This is a genomic window from Candidatus Zixiibacteriota bacterium (assembly GCA_022865345.1).
GTDB lineage: Bacteria > Zixibacteria > MSB-5A5 > MSB-5A5 > RBG-16-43-9 > RBG-16-43-9.
Map to the genome: position 1 here is coordinate 1 of JALHSU010000175.1, position 3,263 is coordinate 3,263.

General features: G+C 39.0%; 4 protein-coding genes. All 4 read left to right on the forward strand.

The genetic code is table 11. The features are described 5' to 3' along the window. A partial coding sequence (locus MUP17_08555) for a cation transporter (GenBank protein MCJ7459027.1) occupies positions 1-319 on the forward strand: 319 nt, incomplete at its 5' end. 71 nt (positions 320-390) lie between these two features. Next, positions 391-2,004: an FRG domain-containing protein gene (locus MUP17_08560; GenBank protein MCJ7459028.1), complete on the forward strand. Its 1,614-nt coding sequence runs from the start codon at positions 391-393 to the stop codon at positions 2,002-2,004. A 212-nt stretch (positions 2,005-2,216) separates the two neighbouring features. Beyond that, positions 2,217-2,699 (forward strand): hypothetical protein, encoded by a 483-nt coding sequence (locus MUP17_08565; GenBank protein ID MCJ7459029.1) that lies wholly within the window; start codon positions 2,217-2,219, stop codon positions 2,697-2,699. 180 nt (positions 2,700-2,879) lie between these two features. Next, positions 2,880-3,263, forward strand: a 384-nt coding sequence (locus MUP17_08570) for a class I tRNA ligase family protein (GenBank protein MCJ7459030.1), incomplete at its 3' end; no start/stop codon positions are given.

Below are 3,263 nucleotides of genomic sequence, written 5' to 3' on the forward strand. Positions count from 1 at the left end.
AGTGGGATTGGTAACAGAGTCAAGCAACATACTCTTAGAGGCAGTTCCCAAGCATTTGAGTATGGATGCCATCGTGGAGGAGTTGAAAAAGATTCCAGGCGTAAAAGAATTGCACGATTTTCATCTCTGGACTATTACTTCGGGGATTTATGCGTTATCCGGGCACCTGGTTATAGAGGACCAGATGGTCAGCAAAAGTGACCAGATCTTAAAAGATGCGAATGCAGTTTTACAGGAGAAGTTTGGGATTACCCATACGACTTTGCAGATGGAATGTTCAGCCTGTGGCCAATATCCAGTATGTCATTTAGGTGAATGAAAACTGCGTATACCCCTAAAATGGGATAATATCCGCAATGCCGTGCCCTAAAATTAAGGAAGAATTCCTGAATGACGAAACAAAATAGATGGTATGACAATATAAAAGATGCTATAGGCTATTGCATCGATAATTATTCGGGAAGCAAATATGTTTTTAGAGGGCAAAGAGAGGACTGGCCACTGCGATCCACTTTGTTTAGAGTTCCAGAAGATGAGAGAGAGATAAAATGGCAAGAGACACTTAAATTCTGCCAATGGATGCTAAATAACCCATATCTAAAACCATACCATCAGCCACAGGATAAATTGATCGCTATTGCTCAGCATTATGGGTATCCTACAGATCTGTTAGACTTTACAAAAGACCCGAAAATTGCCGCCTTCTTTGCGAGTACAGGTAACATTGAGGTAGGGAAACCTGGAGTAATTCTTATCATAGATCTCGATATGTTCCGTCGTCTATGCCAATCTTACAAAATCCCAGGATTGCTCACTTTAGAAATTAAAGGGCTCTGGAGACTTGAAAATCAGCAAGGAATATTTTTGCGTGACTATCATGATTTTATGAGACAAATTGATAATATGGGTTATATAGATTTGTTTCTAGAAAAAGTACTATTTAAACAAATCAAGGGTGTCAATATTACAACCTTTTTCCCCGAAATCAATCAGGGATTTATATATCCAGAGCCAAATGACCTTGAAAGAGAAATAATGAGATATGAAGATATTCGTCTTAGAAGTAGACCTATAGAGTCACTTATAGATTTAGATTCGTTTACTGTACTTCATATTGAGAGAGACCCCGTAGGAAAAGACGTTGAGGAGTTACTCTCGTCCACACTATGGGAGGCGGATGAACTTGAGAAATGGTCAACTGTTAGTCAACTTAGATACATAGATTATCCAAGAGTCGATAATAATGAGACAATCGGCATTCATTTCGAGAGTACTCTGCCAGCAATATCAACTACAGAAGATTTATTAAAACCATATATCTTAGTAATCCGAGAGTTTAGAAGGCGAGTGGTGAATAAGGTGGATCTCCCTATGGTTAAACCTATTGCAAGTAATAGTATTATGCAACAATTTGAAAATGTAGACAAAATTGTTTTTTCATCCAACGCTGAATATGAAGAGTTCAAGAAGCTACCAATAATTGAGAAATCAACTTTTCCTGAATGCGCAAAGCTTTATTTTATTCACGTTCTTACGAAAAATATACAAGAGATATTAATGATTTCAACTTTTCTGCCATTTTTAGAACTAGAAGTTGCTAAGTCTATTCAGACTAGTTTTTCGCTCGTTTTTAATTGCAGAGCTCATAATTTGAACCTTTATACCAATCCAAGGCTGACTTCACCATATGAAGGAGAGGTAGTTGTACTTGAGTATGAAGATGAAGCTGGAGTTGTCTCTAGATGTTGCGCACCAAGTAGCTATTTTGATAATTTGGAAGAGATGACCAAAATAAGACAACTATTTAATAAGAAGTATCCACAATATGCACTCGAAAAGAATTCACAATTATTCCAATTCATGCATGACATAAGAAAGATAATGTCATTGAGAGAGGCTATTGACCTATGGGCTAGTATCATTGTCCCTTCAGAAATCTTTTTCAGATCCAAAATAGACAGGGTCCTCAATCCATATTATGTGAAAAAAATTGGTTATGCTTAAATTGAACAATAAATGGAGAGATAAATGGTGTCGGATTTGGATTTTGTCTTAATTACGGTTAAGAAAGGGCAGGGCACCGCAGATAACACAGCATATACGCTACAGGCTAACGCCCTTGCCCTTCGGGACATTGCTCCCTTCGGTCACAACGTCGTATATGCTGGAACCGTTAGTCGCAATTTCGGCAAACAACAAATGAGAGGTTAATAAAGATGGATGTTCTAAAGAGTCTACCTGAAATAATCGGCCTAATCGCTGGCTTTTTAGGTGTTGTGGTTTCAGTCATTGCTTACTACTATTCCACACGCCGAATGTTAGAACGACGTAAAGTGAAGATAGAGAGGACACGAACAGAGATTGAATTGCTTAAGAGTAATGTTGAATCCTTGTTCAGAAGTATTGAGACAGTTGAGATGCTCCCAAAAGGCAATCTTGAAGTTGGTTCCCTTGCAGCGAGGTTAGATCAATTAGAGTCGGAAATGAAGGGGTTTAAGAAATTACTATTCGATGATCCAGAAGCCAGCGTAACGATTCCACTTATTAAAAAGGACATCGATTCACTCAAAGAAGACAATAAACGACTAAGGGAAGAGATGGTAAGAATGAATGACTTCACCAAATGGTTCATCGGAATCATGATTACAATGTCCATAGGGCTGTTCGGGTTGGCCATTAGTATTTTATTGAAGGGATGATACAAAGGAAGCCGAAACAGCGACTAACACGAGCTTTGCGGCTTCGCAAAGCCCGATACCGTTACCCTGTAATAAGTTTCCCTTATGCAACTTGGGTTAATGAAAATTGCGTATATAATAAACTTGAGGTGATACAAAGTGACTTTTAAAGAGATAAAAGAAGATTTCAACTATCCAGATATGGAGAAAAGGATTTTGTCCTTCTGGAAGGAGAACAAAATCTTTGAAAAGAGTATCCAGAAAAGGCTGGATGCTCCAAAATTTGTTTTCTATGAAGGTCCTCCTACAGCTAATGGTAAGCCAGGGGTTCATCATGTTATCTCCAGGACTATCAAGGACTTAATTTGCAGATACAAGACCATGCGAGGATTCAGAGTTGACCGAAAGGCTGGCTGGGATACGCATGGACTTCCAGTGGAGATCGAGGTTGAGAAGGAGCTTGGGTTAAAATCCAAAGCAGACGTGGAGAAATACGGGGTTGCCAATTTCAATGCCAAATGCAGGGAGAGCGTTTTCAAATACCTGAAGGACTGGGATGAGCTGACTGAAAGGATCGGCTACTGG